Origin of the sequence: Saccharopolyspora hordei (genome assembly GCF_013410345.1) — a bacterium.
Taxonomy (GTDB): Bacteria; Actinomycetota; Actinomycetes; order Mycobacteriales; family Pseudonocardiaceae; genus Saccharopolyspora; species Saccharopolyspora hordei.
The window spans coordinates 253,332-269,759 of the sequence record NZ_JACCFJ010000001.1; the positions used below are offsets into that span (position 1 = coordinate 253,332).

The 16,428-nt window shown below is 73.4% G+C and carries 14 protein-coding genes; 6 read left to right on the top strand and 8 right to left on the bottom strand.

The features are described 5' to 3' along the window. Positions 1-33 precede the first annotated feature (33 nt). Positions 34-1,164, bottom strand: a complete 1,131-nt coding sequence (locus HNR68_RS01230; RefSeq protein ID WP_179716773.1) for a vWA domain-containing protein — start codon at positions 1,162-1,164, stop codon at positions 34-36. Positions 1,165-1,183: 19 nt separating this feature from the next. Continuing rightward, positions 1,184-2,077 carry an AAA family ATPase gene (locus tag HNR68_RS01235; RefSeq protein WP_179716774.1) on the bottom strand — a complete coding sequence of 298 codons (894 nt, stop codon included), beginning with the start codon at positions 2,075-2,077 and terminating at the stop codon, positions 1,184-1,186. 173 nt (positions 2,078-2,250) lie between these two features. On the opposite strand from HNR68_RS01235, the gene HNR68_RS01240 reads away from it, so the two are divergent. Together HNR68_RS01240 and HNR68_RS01245 are read left to right on the top strand one after the other, a co-directional pair. Then, positions 2,251-2,811, top strand: a complete 561-nt coding sequence (locus tag HNR68_RS01240) for a suppressor of fused domain protein (protein WP_179716776.1) — start codon at positions 2,251-2,253, stop codon at positions 2,809-2,811. 96 nt (positions 2,812-2,907) lie between these two features. After that, a complete protein-coding gene (locus HNR68_RS01245; RefSeq protein ID WP_179716778.1) occupies positions 2,908-3,132 on the top strand; it encodes a PspC domain-containing protein in 225 nt (74 codons plus the stop codon). On the opposite strand, the gene HNR68_RS01250 is transcribed toward HNR68_RS01245, so the two are convergent. The 6 genes from HNR68_RS01250 to HNR68_RS01275 form a co-directional block, all read right to left on the bottom strand. After that, on the bottom strand, positions 3,133-5,133 hold the full coding sequence (locus HNR68_RS01250) for a glycoside hydrolase family 84 protein (RefSeq protein WP_179716780.1): 2,001 nt from the start codon (positions 5,131-5,133) through the stop codon (positions 3,133-3,135). Positions 5,134-5,291: 158 nt separating this feature from the next. After that, the gene (locus HNR68_RS01255; protein ID WP_179716783.1) at positions 5,292-5,957 is read right to left on the bottom strand and encodes a copper homeostasis protein CutC; all 666 of its coding nucleotides are present in this window, start codon (positions 5,955-5,957) and stop codon (positions 5,292-5,294) included. Between the two features lie 109 nt (positions 5,958-6,066). Then, a complete protein-coding gene (groL, locus tag HNR68_RS01260) occupies positions 6,067-7,701 on the bottom strand; it encodes a chaperonin GroEL (RefSeq protein ID WP_179716785.1) in 1,635 nt (544 codons plus the stop codon). Between the two features lie 229 nt (positions 7,702-7,930). Next, the gene (locus tag HNR68_RS01265) at positions 7,931-9,163 is read right to left on the bottom strand and encodes a protein kinase domain-containing protein (RefSeq protein WP_179716787.1); all 1,233 of its coding nucleotides are present in this window, start codon (positions 9,161-9,163) and stop codon (positions 7,931-7,933) included. A 130-nt stretch (positions 9,164-9,293) separates the two neighbouring features. Beyond that, complete coding sequence (locus HNR68_RS01270) at positions 9,294-9,497, bottom strand: cold-shock protein (RefSeq protein ID WP_093268692.1); 204 nt, start codon at positions 9,495-9,497, stop codon at positions 9,294-9,296. A gap of 350 nt (positions 9,498-9,847) precedes the next feature. Beyond that, positions 9,848-10,531 carry a TIGR00266 family protein gene (locus tag HNR68_RS01275; protein WP_179716789.1) on the bottom strand — a complete coding sequence of 228 codons (684 nt, stop codon included), beginning with the start codon at positions 10,529-10,531 and terminating at the stop codon, positions 9,848-9,850. 189 nt (positions 10,532-10,720) lie between these two features. On the opposite strand from HNR68_RS01275, the gene moeA reads away from it, so the two are divergent. The 4 genes from moeA (at position 10,721) to pssA (ending at position 16,127) form a co-directional block, all read left to right on the top strand. Further along, the gene (moeA, locus tag HNR68_RS01280) at positions 10,721-11,965 is read left to right on the top strand and encodes a molybdopterin molybdotransferase MoeA (RefSeq protein WP_179716791.1); all 1,245 of its coding nucleotides are present in this window, start codon (positions 10,721-10,723) and stop codon (positions 11,963-11,965) included. A 64-nt stretch (positions 11,966-12,029) separates the two neighbouring features. After that, a complete protein-coding gene (locus HNR68_RS01285) occupies positions 12,030-13,982 on the top strand; it encodes a M48 family metalloprotease (RefSeq protein ID WP_179716793.1) in 1,953 nt (650 codons plus the stop codon). 499 nt (positions 13,983-14,481) lie between these two features. After that, on the top strand, positions 14,482-15,198 hold the full coding sequence (locus HNR68_RS01290; protein WP_179716795.1) for a phosphatidylserine decarboxylase: 717 nt from the start codon (positions 14,482-14,484) through the stop codon (positions 15,196-15,198). Beyond that, the gene (gene pssA, locus HNR68_RS01295; RefSeq protein ID WP_179716797.1) at positions 15,195-16,127 is read left to right on the top strand and encodes a CDP-diacylglycerol--serine O-phosphatidyltransferase; all 933 of its coding nucleotides are present in this window, start codon (positions 15,195-15,197) and stop codon (positions 16,125-16,127) included. The genes HNR68_RS01290 and pssA overlap by 4 nt, the downstream gene beginning before the upstream one ends. The last annotated feature ends 301 nt before the right edge of the window (positions 16,128-16,428 follow it).

The window sequence follows — 16,428 nt, forward strand, 5'->3', positions numbered from 1 at the left end:
GGGAGTCGCGTCCGGAGCCCCCGGGAACCGCTGCTAGTCCTCGCACTTCGCCCCTCCGACACCACGTCGGGACAACCGGCGGACCCATGACCACACGTCCTCGAGCGAACGCAGGCTGTGCCCGGCCACCATCCGGTCAACGTGCGGCATGGCCGCAACAATCCCGGACTGCACGGGTTGGTACCCGTCGTGCCCGGCGTGCGGGTTCGCCCAGATCACCGCACGGGCCAACCGCCGCAGCCGCCGCATCTGGTCGGCGAGCTCGGTGGCGTCACCGCGCTCCCAGCCGTCGGAGAACAGCACGACCACCGACCCGCGCGCGATGCCCCGCTGGCCCCACCGGTCCAGGAACACCCGCAGCGTCTCGCCGAGCCGGGTGCCCCCGGAGAAGTCCGGCACCGCGTGGGACGCGGCCAGCAGCGCGGCCTCCGGGTCCCGCTGCCGCAGCTGCCTGCTCACCCGCGTCAACCGCGTGCCGAGCGTGAAGACCTCGGTGCTGGCGGGCGACCTGCGCACCACCACGTGCGCGAACCGCAGCAGCGCGTCCGCGTACGGGCTCATCGACCCCGAGACGTCGACCAGCAGCACCACCCGCCGCGGCCGGTGGGAGCGCCGCTGCCGCCGCAGCCGCACCGGCTCACCGCCCGAGCGCAGCATCTCGCGCAGCGTGGCCCGGGAGCTCAACGTGCCGCGCTGGTTCGGGCGGCGGCGCAGCGCCGGGCGCGACGGCGGGTCGGGGCGCAGCACCGCGAGGAGTCGCCGCAGGTGCTCGCGCTCGGCGACGCCGAGCTCGGACAGGTCGCGGCGGCGCAGCACCTCGGCGTCGCTGGCCGCGGCCGCCAACGGGCGGTCCTCCCCCTCGGCCCCCGCGCCGGCGTCGGCCGGGGCCAGCGCCGCGATCTGCGAGGGCCGCGGCTGCGGCCGGCCCACCGGCTCCGCGGACACCCCGTCCCCGCCGAACCAGGCGGTGAACGCGGCGTCGTAGCGCGGCACGTCGTCGGGGTCGGAGCACAGCGTCAGGCGGCCCGCCCAGTAGAGCGCGTCGCGGTCGAGGCCGACCTCCTCGACGGCGGCGAGGAAGGCCTGCACCCGCGTCGGCCCGCAGGCCATGCCGGAGTGCCGCAGCGCACGGGCGAACCCGACGAGCCCGGTCACGGTGTGCATCGCGCCCCTCCAGCCGGCGTCAGCGCTCGGCGGCCAGCACGCCCGCCGCGCGGACCCGCTCCGCGTCCTCGCGGTACTTCAGCACCGCGCCCAGCGTGGTCGCCGCGACCTCGGTGTCCAGCTCGTCCTGCCCGAGCGCCTGCAGCGCCTGCGCCCAGTCCAGCGCCTCGGCCACCCCCGGCGGCTTGAGCAGCTCCATCTGCCGCATCCGCTGCAGGGTCGCGGCCACCTGCTGCGCCAGTCGCTCGTCCAGCCCCGGCAGCCGGCGCCGCAGGATCGCGACCTCGCGCTCCAGGTCCGGGTGCTCCAGCCAGTGGTACAGGCAGCGCCGCTTCAGGGCGTCGTGCACCTCGCGGGTCCGGTTGGAGGTGAGCACGACGATCGGCGGCTCGGGCGCCGACACCACCCCGAACTCCGGGATGGTGACCGCGTACTCCGACAGCACCTCCAGCAGGAACGCCTCGAACTCGTCGTCGGCGCGGTCGATCTCGTCGACCAGCAGCACGCACGGCGCTTCCTGCAGCGCCCGCAGCAGCGGCCGGGCCAGCAGGAACCGGCGGGTGTAGAGCGAGGACTCGGCGGCCTCGGCGTCCAGCTCGCCCCCGGAGGCCGCCTCCAGCGTGCGCAGGTGCAGCAGCTGCCGCGGGAAGTCCCAGTCGTAGAGCGCCTGGGCCGCGTCGATGCCCTCGTGGCACTGCAGCCGGATCAGGTCCACCCCGAGCGCGCTGGCCAGGGCCTGCGCGAGCGCGGTCTTGCCGGTGCCCGGCTCGCCCTCGCACAGCAGCGGGCGACGCATCCGCATCGCCAGGAACGCCGCAGTCGCGATGCCGTCGTCGGGCAGGTACCCGGTGCCGTCCAGCGCCTTGGCGACCTCGGCCGGGGACTTGAAGTCGAACGCGTCATCCACCGCCATACCGCGAGCGTAGGCGACCGAACGGCTCGGTGGCGATCATCGGATCACCCAGCAGGCACGTGCCTGCCCCCGTCGGTGCCTGTGCGGACCTCCAGGCCGGGCCAGGCGGCTGCTGCGTGTCAGGCCCGCCCGCGCGCGTCGATAGGATCGCGGCGACCTCGGAAGGGGGCGCTTTGAGCCGGTTCAGCGGGTTGCCCGCGCACATCGAGAAGCACGTCGGCCGGGTCCGCGGCGCCGACAGCAGCGTCACCAGCAGCGGCCGCGACCGCGGCTACCACCTGGTGTACTGCGACCACCCGGACGGCGCGCACGTCACCGTCCTGACCAGCGGCCTGCGCGACCGCACCGCGGGCGCGCCGCTGCCCCAGGAGCTGCTGTGCACGCTCAAGGCCGACCAGGAGCTGCACGCCCGCCACCTGACCGGTGTGGTCGCCGAACTGCTGACCGAGTCGAACAGCCGCGTCGGGTACGGCGCGTTGATCATGAACGACCGCGTGCTGCTGCCGGACACCGAGATCGCCGGGGCCCTGGCCGCGCCCCACCCGTACCTCGACGACGAGTTCGACGTCCTCCTCGACGACACCGGCGAGCCGGTCCTGCAGCTCATCACACTCGTCCCGATCACCCGGAACGAGGCCCAGCTGGTCGCCCGCTACGGCCGGGACGCGCTCTACGACCGCTGGGAGGAGAAGGGCACCGACCTGCTGGACGTGCACCGGCCCTGCAGCGCCTGACCCGCCGCGGCGTCGGGGGTGGGTCGGGGCCGGGTCAGGGACCGCCTCCGGGGCGTTCCGGACCCGCCGGGGCGCCTCTCGCGCCACGATCGAAGCATGACCGACGAGATCCCCCACACCACCAGCACCGAGACACCGGAGCGGAAGTTCCGGCGCAGCCGCGACGAGCGGATGATCGCCGGCCTGTGCGGCGGGGCCGCCGAGGCGCTCGGCGTGGACGCCACCCTGGTCCGGGTCGCGCTGATCGCCCTGACGCTGTTCGGCTTCGGCTCCGGGATCCTCTTCTACCTGGCCTGCTGGCTGGTCGTCCCGGAGGAGTGATCAGCGCAGCCCGGGCGCCTGCTCGATGAAGGTGTCCAGCACGCCGTCGCCGACGTAGACCGTCCCCTGCGGGAGGACCTTGTCGGGCTCGGTGCGGATCTCGGCCGCGCGCGCCGCGAGCCGCTGGGCCTCGCCGAAGCGGGCGGACGCCGCGGCCTCGTCGCCCTCGGCCCGCGCCTCCAGGCCGTCGACCGTGCGCACCAGCGCCTGTCCCCAGAGCTCGGTCGCGGCCAGCCACGGCTCCGTCTCCTCGACGAAGGCCGGTGGCGCTCCCGCACGGACCCGCCCCGGCGCCTCCGCGACCGCCTGCGCGTACCCGCGCAGCTCCCGCACCGCGCCCGCGCGGTCGCCGCTGTGCCAGTCGGACCGGAACTGGTCGAAGCGCCGCGCCAGCTCGGGTGCCTGCGGCAGCCACGGCGACCCGTTGGGCAGCGGCCCCATCGTCTCCAGGTCGAAGAACACCAGCAGCGCCTCCACGGTCGCCGGGTCGGCGACCAGGCCCGGCCGGTCCCCGGCGAAGCGCCTGCCCGCCAGGTGCTCGGCCGCCGCGCGCCAGGCCCGCCGCGCGTCGAAGTCCGAGTCGTTCCAGAAGAAGTCGGCCGCCCCCGTCTCCACCACCTGGCTCGCCGTGGCCATGTTCATCGGGTTGACCAGGCCACCGGTGAGCTGCTGGTCCAGCCCGGGCTCCCGCTCGGCGTACGGGCCGAGCAGCACCCGGCCGACCGAGCCCTTGAAGTCGTTGACCGGGTAGTTGTCCCACAGGAACAGCTTGCGTCCCCAGACCTGCTCGGCCTTCTCCGCGTCGGACACCGTGATCTGGCGCGGGATCACACCGTCCCCGGTCCACATCGTCAGCACCCGCGGGTCCAGCGTGGACCGGATCTCCGTCTTGTACGGCGAGTCCTCCACGTCGGAGTACTCGGTGGGCACGAACTGCAGCGGCGCCACCCCGGGGTGGGTGTCGACGAACTCGTGCTGCACGCGGTTGAGCAGCTCCGCCTGCGCCCGGCCCGCCGCGGCCTGCGACGGGGGCCCGTACTTCGCCTGGTCGCCCGGGCAGTTCCACTGGGTGTAGGAGATGTCGTCCAGCGGCACGGAGAAGTCGCGCACCCCGGCGTCGTAGACGGTCTGCAGCTTGGCCAGCAGCGCCTGGACGTCCGACTCGTCGCTGTAGCAGATGGAGGTGCCGGGCGAGAGCGCGAAGGTGAACTTGACGTGGTGCCTGGCCGCCTGCGCGATCAGTTCCCGCACCCGGGCGAACTCCTCCGCCGGGTACGGTTCACGCCACTTCTCCCGGTGGTACGGGTCGTCCTTGGGCGCGTAGACGTAGGTGTTGAGCTTGACGTCGCCGTAGAAGGCGAGCTGGTCCATGCGCTGCTCGTGCGTCCACGGGGGGCCGTAGAAGCCCTCGACGCTGCCGCGCAGCGGCATGTCCGGGTGGTCGAGGATGCCGACACCGGCGATGCGTCCCGGCGAGGCGAGCTGGCGCAGCGTCTGCACGCCGTAGTAGGCGCCCGCCGGGTCGGACGCCCCGATGACCACCGCGGGGTCGGTGCCCCCGCGCCCGGCCAGGACGTAGCCCTCGGGCGGCAGGTTCCCCGGGGCGGTGAAACCGAAGTCCCGCAGCCCCTGCGCCGCGGCCCGCGTGCCGCGGCGGCCGATCTCGATGCGCAGCGCCACGTCCTCGGCGGGCGGCTGCCCCTCCTCCCGCACCACGACGTCGCTCGCTCCGGCCATCCGCAGCACCTGCGCGGCCAGGTCACGGGTGGGCTGGTCGACCACCTGGTCGACCAGGAGCTCAGCCTTGCCCCGCACCGCGATGTCGTCGCCGAGCCGCCGCATCTGCTGCGGCTGCGGCGTCACCTGCGGCAGGCCCTCCCCGGGCAGCGACTGCGCGGGCGGCGGCCCTGCCGACTGCGGGTTCTCGGTGCACCCCGCCAGCACGGCGCACACGAGCGCCGCGACCGTGACGAACCGCCGCCGGGCACTTCGAACGGACATGACCCCTACCTCGCCTGGACTCCCGACGGGATCAAGGAGAGCACATCCCGGTCACGATCGCTGGCAGGCAGCGCCCGGTCAGGTCCGACGACCCGCGCGCACCCGCCTGACCCGGTCCTTCCCGGTCCGTCCCGACACGCCCCGGTGTGTCGGGAGGGTCAGGAGTCGAGCAGCTCCCGCCAGGCGCGGACGCGGTCGGCGTCCACCGCCCCGGACGTCCGGGCGCCGCTGCCGACGTGGAACGCGCGCACACCGGCCGCGCGCAGGTCGGGCACGTGCTCCTCGCGCAGGCCGCCGCCGACGAGCAGCCGCACCCCCTCCACGTCCTGCACCGCGGCGAGTTCCCGCAGGTGGGGAAGGCCCTCGTCGACCCCGTCCGGGTCGCCCGCGGTGAGCACGGTGTCCGGGCTCAGCGACACCGCGTGGTTCCACGCCATCCGGTACTGGGCGGCGTGGTCCACGGCGCGGTGGAAGGTCCAGGGGCAGCCACCCAGCTCGGTGACCACGGCGCGGGTGGAGCCCACGTCGACCTGCCCGTGCTCGTCCAGGAAGCCGAGCACGAACTCCTGGGCGCCGGCCTCCCGCAGCTCCCCGACCCGCCGCCGCAGCAGGTCGACGTCGGCGGTGAACCCGGCGTCCTCGCGCACCATCACCCGCACCGGGAGGTCGGTGGCGGCCAGCACGCTGCGCACGGTCGCCGGGTCCGGGGTCAGGCCGTCGGCGGCCAGGTCCCGGCACAGCTCGACCCGGTCCGCCCCGCCGGCCTGCGCGGCCTCCGCGTCGGCGGCGTCCAGCGCGATGACTTCCAGCAGGGAGCCGCTCATCCCGGCACCGCAACCGCAGCTCCCGGTCGTTGTCACACGGCGAGGAGCCCCGGGAACGGCGAAGGGCCGCCCCCGAACGGGGACGGCCCTCCGGTCGCCTAGGGGCAGGTCACATCATGCCGCCCATGCCGCCCATCGGGTCGGCACCGGCGCCAGCGCCCGCGGCCTCCTTCTCCGGCTTGTCCGCGACCACGGCCTCGGTGGTCAGGAACAGACCGGCGATGGAAGCGGCGTTCTGCAGCGCGGAACGGGTGACCTTGGCCGGGTCCAGGACGCCCGCCTGCACCAGGTCCTCGTACTCGCCGGTCGCGGCGTTCAGGCCGTGGCCCGGGGTCAGGCCCTTGACCTTCTCCGCGATGACGCCGCCCTCGAGGCCGGCGTTGACGGCGATCTGCTTCAGCGGGGCCTCGACAGCGATCTTCACGCTGTTGGCACCGGTGGCCTCGTCGCCCTCCAGCTTCAGGTCGCCGAAGGCAGCCTGCGCGGCCTGCAGCAGCGCGACGCCGCCACCCGCGACGATGCCCTCCTCGACCGCGGCCTTGGCGTTGCGGACCGCGTCCTCGATGCGGTGCTTGCGCTCCTTGAGCTCGACCTCGGTCGCCGCACCGGCCTTGATGACGGCCACGCCGCCGGCCAGCTTGGCCAGCCGCTCCTGCAGCTTCTCGCGGTCGTAGTCGGAGTCCGAGCGCTCGATCTCGGCGCGGATCTCGTTGACCCGGCCGGCGATCTGCTCGTCGTCACCGGCGCCCTCGACGATGGTGGTCTCGTCCTTGGTGACGACGACCTTGCGGGCACGGCCCAGCAGGTTCAGGTCGGCGTTCTCCAGCTTGAGGCCGACCTCCTCGCTGATGACCTGGCCGCCGGTCAGGATGGCCATGTCCTGCAGCATCGCCTTGCGGCGGTCACCGAAGCCCGGCGCCTTGACGGCGACCGACTTGAAGGTGCCGCGGATCTTGTTGACGACCAGGGTGGCCAGCGCCTCGCCCTCGACGTCCTCGGCGATGATCAGCAGCGGCTTGTTGGCCTGCATGACCTTCTCCAGCAGCGGGAGGAGGTCCTTGACGTTGGAGACCTTGGAGCTCAGCAGCAGGACGTACGGGTCCTCCAGGACCGCTTCCATCCGCTCCGAGTCGGTCACGAAGTAGGGCGAGATGTAGCCCTTGTCGAAGCGCATGCCCTCGGTGAGCTCCAGCTCCAGCCCGAAGGTGTTGCTCTCCTCGACGGTGATGACGCCTTCCTTGCCGACCTTGTCCATGGCCTCGGCGATCAGCTCGCCGATCTGGCGGTCGCCGGCCGAGATCGCGGCGGTGGCGGCGATCTGGTCCTTGGTCTCGACCTCCTTGGCGTTCTTGAGCAGCTGCTCGGAGATCGCCTCGGTGGCCTTCTCGATGCCCCGCTTCAGGGCGATCGGGTTGGCGCCGGCCGCGACGTTGCGCAGGCCCTCGCGCACCAGGGCCTGGGCCAGCACGGTGGCGGTGGTGGTGCCGTCACCGGCGACGTCGTCGGTCTTCTTCGCCACCTCCTTGACCAGCTCGGCCCCGATCTTCTCCCACGGGTCCTCGAGCTCGATCTCCTTGGCGATGGAGACGCCGTCGTTGGTGATGGTGGGTGCGCCCCACTTCTTCTCGAGCACAACGTTGCGGCCCTTCGGGCCGAGCGTCACCTTGACGGCGTCGGCGAGGGTGTTCATGCCGCGCTCAAGACCGCGGCGGGCGTCCTCGTCGAACGCGATCATCTTGGCCATTGCGGTGTGGTCCTCCACCTGTCTGGACGCCGCGGAGGTGAGTTCGCACCCCACGGCAAGACTCGTGCTCGGCCAGGCTCGGTGCCCGCGACGGACGACCGCGCGACGGTACCGTCAGGTGGTACCGCCGGAGACGGCCTCACCGTCCCGACCTGGCACTCAACCTTGCTGAGTGCCAATACCGTGTTTAGCACTCTCCCCTGGCGAGTGCAAGCGACGTGCCTGCGGGTCAGTCGCCCGTGGGGACCGTGGTGGGCAGCTCGTTGCTGCTGCGTGTCGAGGTCGTGGTGCTCGTCTCCGTCGAGCCGCCGGAGCTGCCCATGTTGGCCATCACGACGAAGACCACGACGATGAGCACCAGGGCGATGCCCACCAGACCCCCGACGATCCACTTCGCCGAGCTGCCGGAGCTGGTCGCGAACGACGCCGAGCCCGCGGGCATCGGGGGACGCAACCGCACCGGGTCGCTGGCCGGCGGTGGCAGCGGGCGCGGGGGCTGCTGCTGAGGGTAGTGCGGCGGGTAGCCCTGTGCAGGGAGAGGCTGGCTCGGCGGGTACTGCACGGGCTGCGGGCCGGACACCGGGCCCGGCACCGGCCCGGCCGGGCGCGGCTGCGGCGGGGCGTCCCCGGCGGCCTGCCCGAGGGCGGCGCGCGCCGCCGCGACCAGCTCCTGGCAGGTCCCGAACCGCTGCTCGGCCTTCTTGGCCATGCCCCGGCGCAGCACCTCGTCGATGCCGCCGGGCAGCACCACCAGCGAGGTCGCCGGCGGCGGTTCGGCGTTCAGGTGGCCCTGGATGACCTCCTGCACCTGCCCCTGGAACGGCGGGCGGCCGGTGAGGCAGGCGAAGAGCATGCAGGCCAGCGCGTACTGGTCGGTGCGACCGTCCACCGGTTCGCCGCGCAGGTGCTCCGGCGCGGCGTAGGTCGGCGAGCCGAGGAAGTCGCCGCTGGCGGTGCGGTGCCCGGTCGCCCCGCGCCGGGTGAGCCCGAAGTCGGCCAGGTAGACGTGCTCGTGCGCGGACTCGCGGGAGGTCACCAGGACGTTGGCCGGCTTGAGGTCGAGGTGCACCAGACCGCGCTCGTGCAGCATGTCCAGCGCCTCGGCGACCTGCGACAGCAGTTCCAGGGTCCGCTTCGGCGAGATCGGCCCGTCCTTGATCAGGCTCGCCAGGTCGGAGCCGTCGACCAGCCGCATCGCGATGTAGAGCATGCCGTCGACCTCGCCGAAGTCGTACAGCGGCACGATGTTGGCGTGGTCGATGGCCGAGGTGTTGCGCGCCTCGTCGACGAAGCGCTCGCGGAACTCGGCATCACCGGTGATGTGCTCGCCCATCACCTTGAGGGCGACCTTGCGGCCGAGCCGCACATCGGTGGCGCGGTACATCACGCTCATGCCACCGCGACCGAGCACTCCGTCGATCTTGTAGTGGCCGAGGCGCTTCCCGGTGAGGTCTTCCGACACGGCCAGCAGCCTAACCGGCCGAGATCACGCTCGTCTCACGGTTGCCCCAGCGGGGCGTGAACGCCCCCGGTGAGGCCCAGCACAACGGCCCGGCCCCGCGGTCGGGACCGGGCCGTGCGCGCGAAGCTCGTCAGACCTTGCGGACCCCGTCAGCCTGGGTGCGGCCGTCACGCCCCGCCTTCACCTCGAATTCGACCCGATCGCCTTCGGAAAGGGTGCGGAAACCCGACATGTTGATGGCGGAGTAGTGGACGAACACATCGGACCCACCATCCGTCGCGATGAATCCGTAGCCCTTCTCCGAGTTGAACCACTTGACCGTGCCGACCGCCACGGTGTCCTCCTCATGAAAAGTGATGCACGGCGCGAGCGCCGCTGGAGCACCGGCCACACTACCCCCGAATTCGGGCCTCGTCGCGGGTTGAGCAATGCAACTTTCCCGTTAAACGCTGAGCCGAACGGGTGCCTTTCCCGAGCACCGTCCGTCATCGCGCCGAGATGATCCCCCAACCGCACCAATCCGTTCCGCCTGCAGCGGAACGCCTGGCAGTCCGGTTGCGAGCCCGCGGGGGCGGTCCGGACGACGCGGGAGTCCGCAGCGTCCGCGCGGGGCCGACCACCCCCGTCTCACCCGCGAATCACTCGAACAGCCGCTTGCGCAGAATGCGTTCGCGTGCAATTCGGTCAGGACCGAGCGCCCAATCCATTCGCCTGCAACCAGGTGATGAGCCCTCGCGGATTCCGCGTCTGGGTCAAGATCTGTCCCGGACCGGCGAAATCGAACACCAGACCTTCCCCGCTCTTGAGGGACTGCACCGCGCCTTGGCTGATCTGGCGCAGGCGGCTCTGCACCGTGTCGGCGTAGGCCACCACGTGACCGGTGTCGATCGTCACGTACTCACCCGGCTGCAGCGTCACCACGTCCAGCGCGCCGTAGCAGGACAGCACCAGCGGACCCTGCCCGACGGCGTGGGTCATGAAGCCGCCCTCGCCGCCGAAGAGGCTCTTGAACCCGCCCCACTGGGTCTCCAGCTGCACCGTGCTCGCCGACGCCAGCCACGAGGACTTGGTGACGCACCAGCCGACCCGCCCGTCGAGCTCGAGCACGTTGAGGTCGCCGGGCAGGTTCGGCGCCACGTCCACCCAGCCGCCCTGCTGCGGCGCGGTGAAGGTGGACACGAAGAACGACTCTCCCCCCAGCGCGGCGCGGGCCAGCGACTTCAGGAAGCCGCCCTGGGCGCGCGCCTCCACCGTGACCCCGTAGCTGCTCGCCAGCATCGCGCCGCTCTCGACCTGCACCGGCTCGCCGGGCGCCAGCACCAGCCGGGCCACCCCGAACGACGGCGTGTGGCGGGTCCGAACCTGCACGAGTACCTCCCTGTCCCCTCGGACCGCTCGGCTCACCGGGCACCGCGCACACCTGCGGCCGTCGCGGACAGCGCCAGGCCCGAGGCCCGCGCAGCGGTCACCCGGGAGATCGTTCCGAGCGCTCGATCGAGTCTGCCACGGCGGGATCCGGTGTCGATCCGCACGCCGGTGGCGACAGCGGGGGTGGCCATGGCCGATGATCGGGGCGTGTCGCACGGAACACCGAACCCCGACCTGACCGCGGTCGCCGAGCACCAGGCGACGGTCGCCGCGCTGCTGCAGCCCACCGAGGTGGAGGTCACGCCGCTCGCGGACTGCCTCGGACGGGCGCTGGCCGAGGACCTGGTCGCGCCGATCCCGCTGCCGCCGTTCGACAACTCGGCGATGGACGGCTACGCGGTGCGCTCGGTCGACCTGGCCGACGCCGGACCGGAGCAGCCGGTGGAGCTGCCGGTGGTCGAGGACGTCCCGGCGGGCCGGGTCGACGTGCCGCCGCTCCAGCCCGGCACCGCGCACCGGATCATGACCGGCGCCCAGGTGCCGTCGGGCGCCGACGCGGTGGTCCCGGTGGAGCGCACCGACCGCGGCACCGAGCGCGTGCGGGTGTTCACCTCGGTGCAGCCGGGCGCGCACCTGCGCCGCGCGGGCGAGGACGTCGCAGTCGGCGCGACGGTGCTCACCGCGGGCACCACGCTGGGGCCCTCGCAGCTCGGCGTGGCCGCCGCGGTCGGCGCGGCGGAGCTGCCGGTGCACCGCCCGGTGCGGGTGCTCGTGCTGTCCACCGGCTCGGAGCTGGTCGCCCCCGGCACCCCGCTGCAGCCGGGCCAGATCTACGAGTCCAACGGCCTGATGCTGGCCGCGGCGGTCCGCGACGCCGGTGGCGAGGCGACGCTGCTGCGCTTCGTGCCCGACGACGTCGACGCCTTCCACGAGGCGCTGGCCCCGCACCTGGACGGCACCGACCTGCTCATCACCTCCGGCGGGGTGAGCGCGGGCGCCTACGAGGTGGTCAAGGACGCGCTCACCGGCAACGGGGTCGAGTTCACCAAGGTCGCGATGCAACCGGGCATGCCGCAGGGCTGCGGCCGCTACCGGGGCGGGACGGCGGTGGTGACGCTGCCGGGCAACCCGGTCAGCTCGATGGTGTCGTTCGAGGTCTTCGTGCGCCCCGCGCTGCGCGCCGCGGCCGGGCACCGGGTGACGCGACGACCGGTGCGGCAGGCCACGCTGACCGAACCGCTCACCGCCCCGCCCGAGCGGCGGCAGTACCGGCGCGGCCGGTACGACCCGGGAACCGGGACGGTGAGCCTGCAGGGCGCGCCCGGGTCGCACCTGCTCGCCGGGATGGCGAAGGCGAACTGCCTGCTCGAGGTCCCCGAGCACGTCACCGAGCTCGACGCCGGGTCCACAGTGGACGTGATGCTGCTGGATTGACTGCACCCGTCCCGTCACCAAGACTGCACCACCGTCCCCGTCCACCCCTCCGGAGCTCTGCACCGTGCGAGGCCCCTGGCGAGCCGCCCTGGCACTGGCGCTGCACATCGCCTTCTTCGTCGCCCCGATCGCGCTGGTCCTCGGCCTGCTCACGATCGCCGTCGTCACCTTCCGCTACGACCAGACCAGCGGGCTGAAGGCCGCTGCCGCCGCGCTGGTCGTCGGCGCCCTGTTCGCGGTCGGCCTGCGGGCCGTGCTGCGCTCGCGGGTGCGGCCGCGCGGGGTGCTGCTGAGCCGCAGCGAGCAGCCCCAGCTGTGGCGGATGACCGAGTCGATCGCCGCGGCGGCCGAGGCGCCGGCACCCGACGAGATCCGCATCACCTCCGAGCCGGTGGTGGTGGTCCGGGAGGACACCGCGCTGCTCGGGCTGCGCACCCGCACCCGCTACCTGGAGCTCGGGCTGCCGCTGCTGGCCGCGCTGACCGTCGGCGAGCTGCGGGCCGTGATGGCGCACGAGATCGGTCGGCTGACCGGGCGCAACCGGCTGACGGTGCTCGCCTACCGCACCTCGGCCAGCGTCGAGCGCACCGTGACGAGCCTGACCGGCGGGCCGACGAAGTGGCTGTTCGCCGGGTACGCGCGGGCGTTCACCGCGATCGCCGCCACCACCGCGCACGAGCTGGAGCTGTCCGCCGACGAGGTCGCCGTCCGGGAGGCCGGCACCCGCACCGCGGTGCTGGCGCTGCGCAAGACCGTGGCCGTCCGGATCGGCTGGCAGGAGTACGCCGACGAGTACCTGAGCATGGCCAAGGCGATCGGCCACACCCCGGACGTGCTGCTGGGCTTCCGCAAGTTCATGTCCCACCCGGCGCGCAAGCCGCAGCTGGCCGAGCGCGCCAAGCAGGCCATCGCCGAGGACCCCGAGGGCCGGGTGCGGCGCCGCATCGAGGCGATGAAGCGGGCCGGGAACCGGGAGCGCGAGGCCGACGAGCGTCCCGCGTTCGCGGTGCTGCGCAACCCGCGCAAGAGCGTGCCGGAGCTGGAGGACCGGCTGACGGTCGACACCCTCGGCCCCCGGCTGCCGTGGCCGGAGCTGGCCAAGCAGGCCGGTGCCGCGCACGTGGCCGAGCAGGCCGCGCTGCTCAGCGCCGCGGTGGAGCAGAGCGGACTGCCGGTGCAGCCGTCCATCGCCGGGGTGCTGGCCGCCATCCACCGCGGCCAGGGACGCGACCTGATCAACCCGGTGCTCAACCCCGGCCTGAGCCCGGAGCTCGTGGACGAGGCGGCCGTGGACATGCTGGTCGAGCTGCTCGGCTGCACCGTGGTCGACGCCCTGGTCTGCGCGCGCCGCGCGCACCACGAGCTGGACTGGGGCGGCCCGTCGCAGGTCCGGCTGGCCGGCGGCCAACCGCTGGACCCCGACCGGTTGGTGCGTCCCGCGGTGGTCGACCCGCGGCTTGTCCCCGGCCTGCACCGGGCGCTGGTCAACCTCGGCGTGCCGCTGAACCACGCGCGCAAGCCCGCGCCGGAGCCGGAGCCCGAGCTGGCCGGGATCGTCAGCCCGGTGCAGTGCGCGGGCAGCAGCTACGACCTGCTGGTCACCGACCGCGGGCTGGTGCTGCTGCCCAGCTCCGCGAGCACCACCAAGCGCCTGCTGGCGGGCACCCTGGCCCGGTTCCGCGAGGCGGAGCTGGAGCAGCTGGGCGAGCTCGCCGCGACGCCGGTCCGCCAGCTGCGGGAGCGGCCCGGCGCGCAGTGGGTGGACAGCCGCGACGTGGCCAGCGCCCGGCTCGACCAGGACCGCACCGGCTGGTCGCTGTCGCTGGAGCTCTACCTCGACGAGTACGCGGTGTCCGAACTGGACGACGAGCTGGTGCAGGACGTGGCCGACGGGGCGTCCGAGCTGGTGCTGCGCAGCACCGCCGACGGCGTGGAGCACGGCGACCCGTACCGGGGGCTCGGGGAGCTCATGGGTGCGCGGATGCAGGTCGAGGAACCGCTCGCCGCGAGCGGATGAAGAACGACAGCGCGGTGGTCACGCACGGTCACGTACACGCTCGCACGCATCCTCCGAAAGAGGCTACGGACTTGCTGTGACCTCAATTACACTGGGTGTCGCGTAACGAACTGTCGCTCAGCGACATCTCACAGACGTCCGCGGGAACGCCCTCGTCACCGGGCGGAGCGGACATCCGAAGGGCCGTGCGCCGTCGGGGGGCGCACGGACCCGCACGCCAGGGGCCGTTCGGCGGCCACGGGGAGCCGCCGATCGGCCCCTGGCTCATGACTTCACCTCGTCGAGTGACCGCGGTGGTCCTGCCGCTGTACCATCTCTGCGCGCCAAATGCGCAGGTCAGCTAGGCTGTTGTTGATCAACAGCGCCCCCTGGCGTCGGTTGGCCCGGGGCGTCCGAGATGCTGTACCGACCACGGCGCCGGCCACCGGTCCCGGACACCCGAGGGACTGGCGACCGCGCGCCGCACCAGAACCCGCCGACGCAGGGGCGAAGCACCTCGATGAGCACCGCGAGAGAACCGAAGACCAACCCGCTGGCCCACCTCGTCGGGCTGGCCCGCGACACCATCCCACCGATGCACCCGGCCGGACGTCCGTTCGTGCTCGGCGCCGCGGCCGCGACCCTCCTGCTGCGCCGCCTCTGGCGCCCGGCAGGCCTGCTCGGAGGCGTGCTGACCGCCTGGTGCGCGTGGTTCTTCCGCGAACCGGCGCGCACCACCCCGAGCCGCGAGGGCCTCGCGGTGGCGCCCGCCGACGGCACGGTCTCGCACGTCGAGCCCGCCGTGCCGCCCGCCGAACTCGGCCTCGGCGACGAGCCGATGGTGCGGATCAGCGCCTTCCTGACCATCTTCGACGTGCACGTCCAGCGCATCCCGCTCGCCGGGCGGGTCGAGCGCATCGCCTACCGGCCCGGCAAGTTCCTCTCCGCCGACCTGGACAAGGCCAGCGAGGACAACGAGCGCAACTCGATGGTCATCCGCGGCACCGACGGCACCCGGGTGGCCGTGGTGCAGATCGCCGGCCTGGTGGCCCGGCGCATCGTCTGCTCCGTCGCCGAAGGGGAGGAGGTGGCCGCGGGCAGCACCTACGGCCTGATCCGGTTCGGTTCCCGCGTCGACCTCTACGTGCCCGCCGGCAGCCGGGTCCTGGTGGAGCCCGGCCAGCGCACCATCGGCGGTGAGACGCCGCTCGCCGAACTCCCCCGGGACGACTCATGAGCGTGCGGACCAACCCCGGTGTCCGGCTGCTGCCCAACGCGATCACCGTGTTGGCCATGTGCGCCGGGCTGTCCGCGGTCCAGTTCGCGCTGACCGACAACCTGTACGGCGCCATCGCCGCCATCGCCGTCGCGGCGGTGCTGGACGGCCTCGACGGGCGGATAGCACGCCTGCTCGACGCCACGTCGAAGATGGGGGCCGAGCTGGACTCGCTGTCCGACGCGATGTCGTTCGGCGTCGCGCCGGCCCTGACCCTCTACGCCTGGCAGCTCCAGGACAACCGGCTCGGCTGGGTGGCCGCGCTGGTGTTCGCGGTGTGCATGGTGCTGCGCCTGGCGCGGTTCAACACCCTCCTGGAAGACGCCGACCAGCCCCCGTACGCCAAGGAGTTCTTCGTCGGGGTGCCCGCCCCGGCGGCCGGGCTGCTCGCGCTGCTGCCGCTCATCCTCACCGCGCACTTCGAGCACGCGGGCTGGTGGGCCGACCAGACGGTGGTCATCGTCTGGATGGTGCTCATCGCCGCGCTGGCCGTCAGCCGGGTCCCCACGCTGTCGCTGAAGACCGTGAAGGTGCCGCCGCGGCTGGTGGCACCGCTGCTGGTGCTGGTGGCGATCCTGGCCGCCGCGGTGATCGTGTTCCCGCTGATCTCGCTGGCCGTCGTCATGGTGGTGTACCTGGTGCACGTGCCGTACGCGGTGTACCGGCACAACTGGCTGGCCAAGCACCCGGAGGCGTGGGACGCGCCGCCCCGCGAGCGCCGCGCGATCCGGCGCCGCACCCAGCGGCGCATCGGCCTCCGCCCGCCGCTGCGCCGCAGCGTGGCCGGCGCGGCCCGCCGGGTCCGCCGCCGCTACAGCCACCCCGACGGCCCCCGCCGCAGCTGGCGCCGCCTGGAGCTCCGCCGCAACCGCAACGACACGACGAGCTGAGGGGTTGCCGGGCGCGTGCTGCGCGGCGGTGCCGGAACCGCAGCGCCCCCAGCCGCGGCCCGGGGCACCGTTCGCCGCCCCGGGCCGGTGGGAGGTGCCTTGCGCTCCTCTCCGCCGGGGGCGCACCCGCTCCCCGGGGTGCGCGCGTCTCGCCACTCGCCGCCCGGCCCCCCGCGCCTGCGGCCCGCGGGCGGTCGGGTGGCCGGTTCGCGTCTGCCCGGGCGGCGGCGGGAGCCGTGGGGCTGGCAGCCGGAAGATCGGGATCGCGCGAGGGCCGCACCGGGCGCGGTTAAGCTCGCGG

Coding starts and splice junctions, on each gene's coding strand:
- HNR68_RS01250 (WP_179716780.1), bottom strand. CDS start 5,133: ATGTCCGTTCGAAGTGCCCGGCGGCGGTTCGTCACGGTCGCGGCGCTC.
- HNR68_RS01290 (WP_179716795.1), top strand. CDS start 14,482: ATGAGCACCGCGAGAGAACCGAAGACCAACCCGCTGGCCCACCTCGTC.
- groL (WP_179716785.1), bottom strand. CDS start 7,701: ATGGCCAAGATGATCGCGTTCGACGAGGACGCCCGCCGCGGTCTTGAG.
- pssA (WP_179716797.1), top strand. CDS start 15,195: ATGAGCGTGCGGACCAACCCCGGTGTCCGGCTGCTGCCCAACGCGATC.
- HNR68_RS01255 (WP_179716783.1), bottom strand. CDS start 5,957: ATGAGCGGCTCCCTGCTGGAAGTCATCGCGCTGGACGCCGCCGACGCG.
- HNR68_RS01235 (WP_179716774.1), bottom strand. CDS start 2,077: ATGGCGGTGGATGACGCGTTCGACTTCAAGTCCCCGGCCGAGGTCGCC.
- HNR68_RS01230 (WP_179716773.1), bottom strand. CDS start 1,164: ATGCACACCGTGACCGGGCTCGTCGGGTTCGCCCGTGCGCTGCGGCAC.
- moeA (WP_179716791.1), top strand. CDS start 10,721: ATGGCCGATGATCGGGGCGTGTCGCACGGAACACCGAACCCCGACCTG.
- HNR68_RS01245 (WP_179716778.1), top strand. CDS start 2,908: ATGACCGACGAGATCCCCCACACCACCAGCACCGAGACACCGGAGCGG.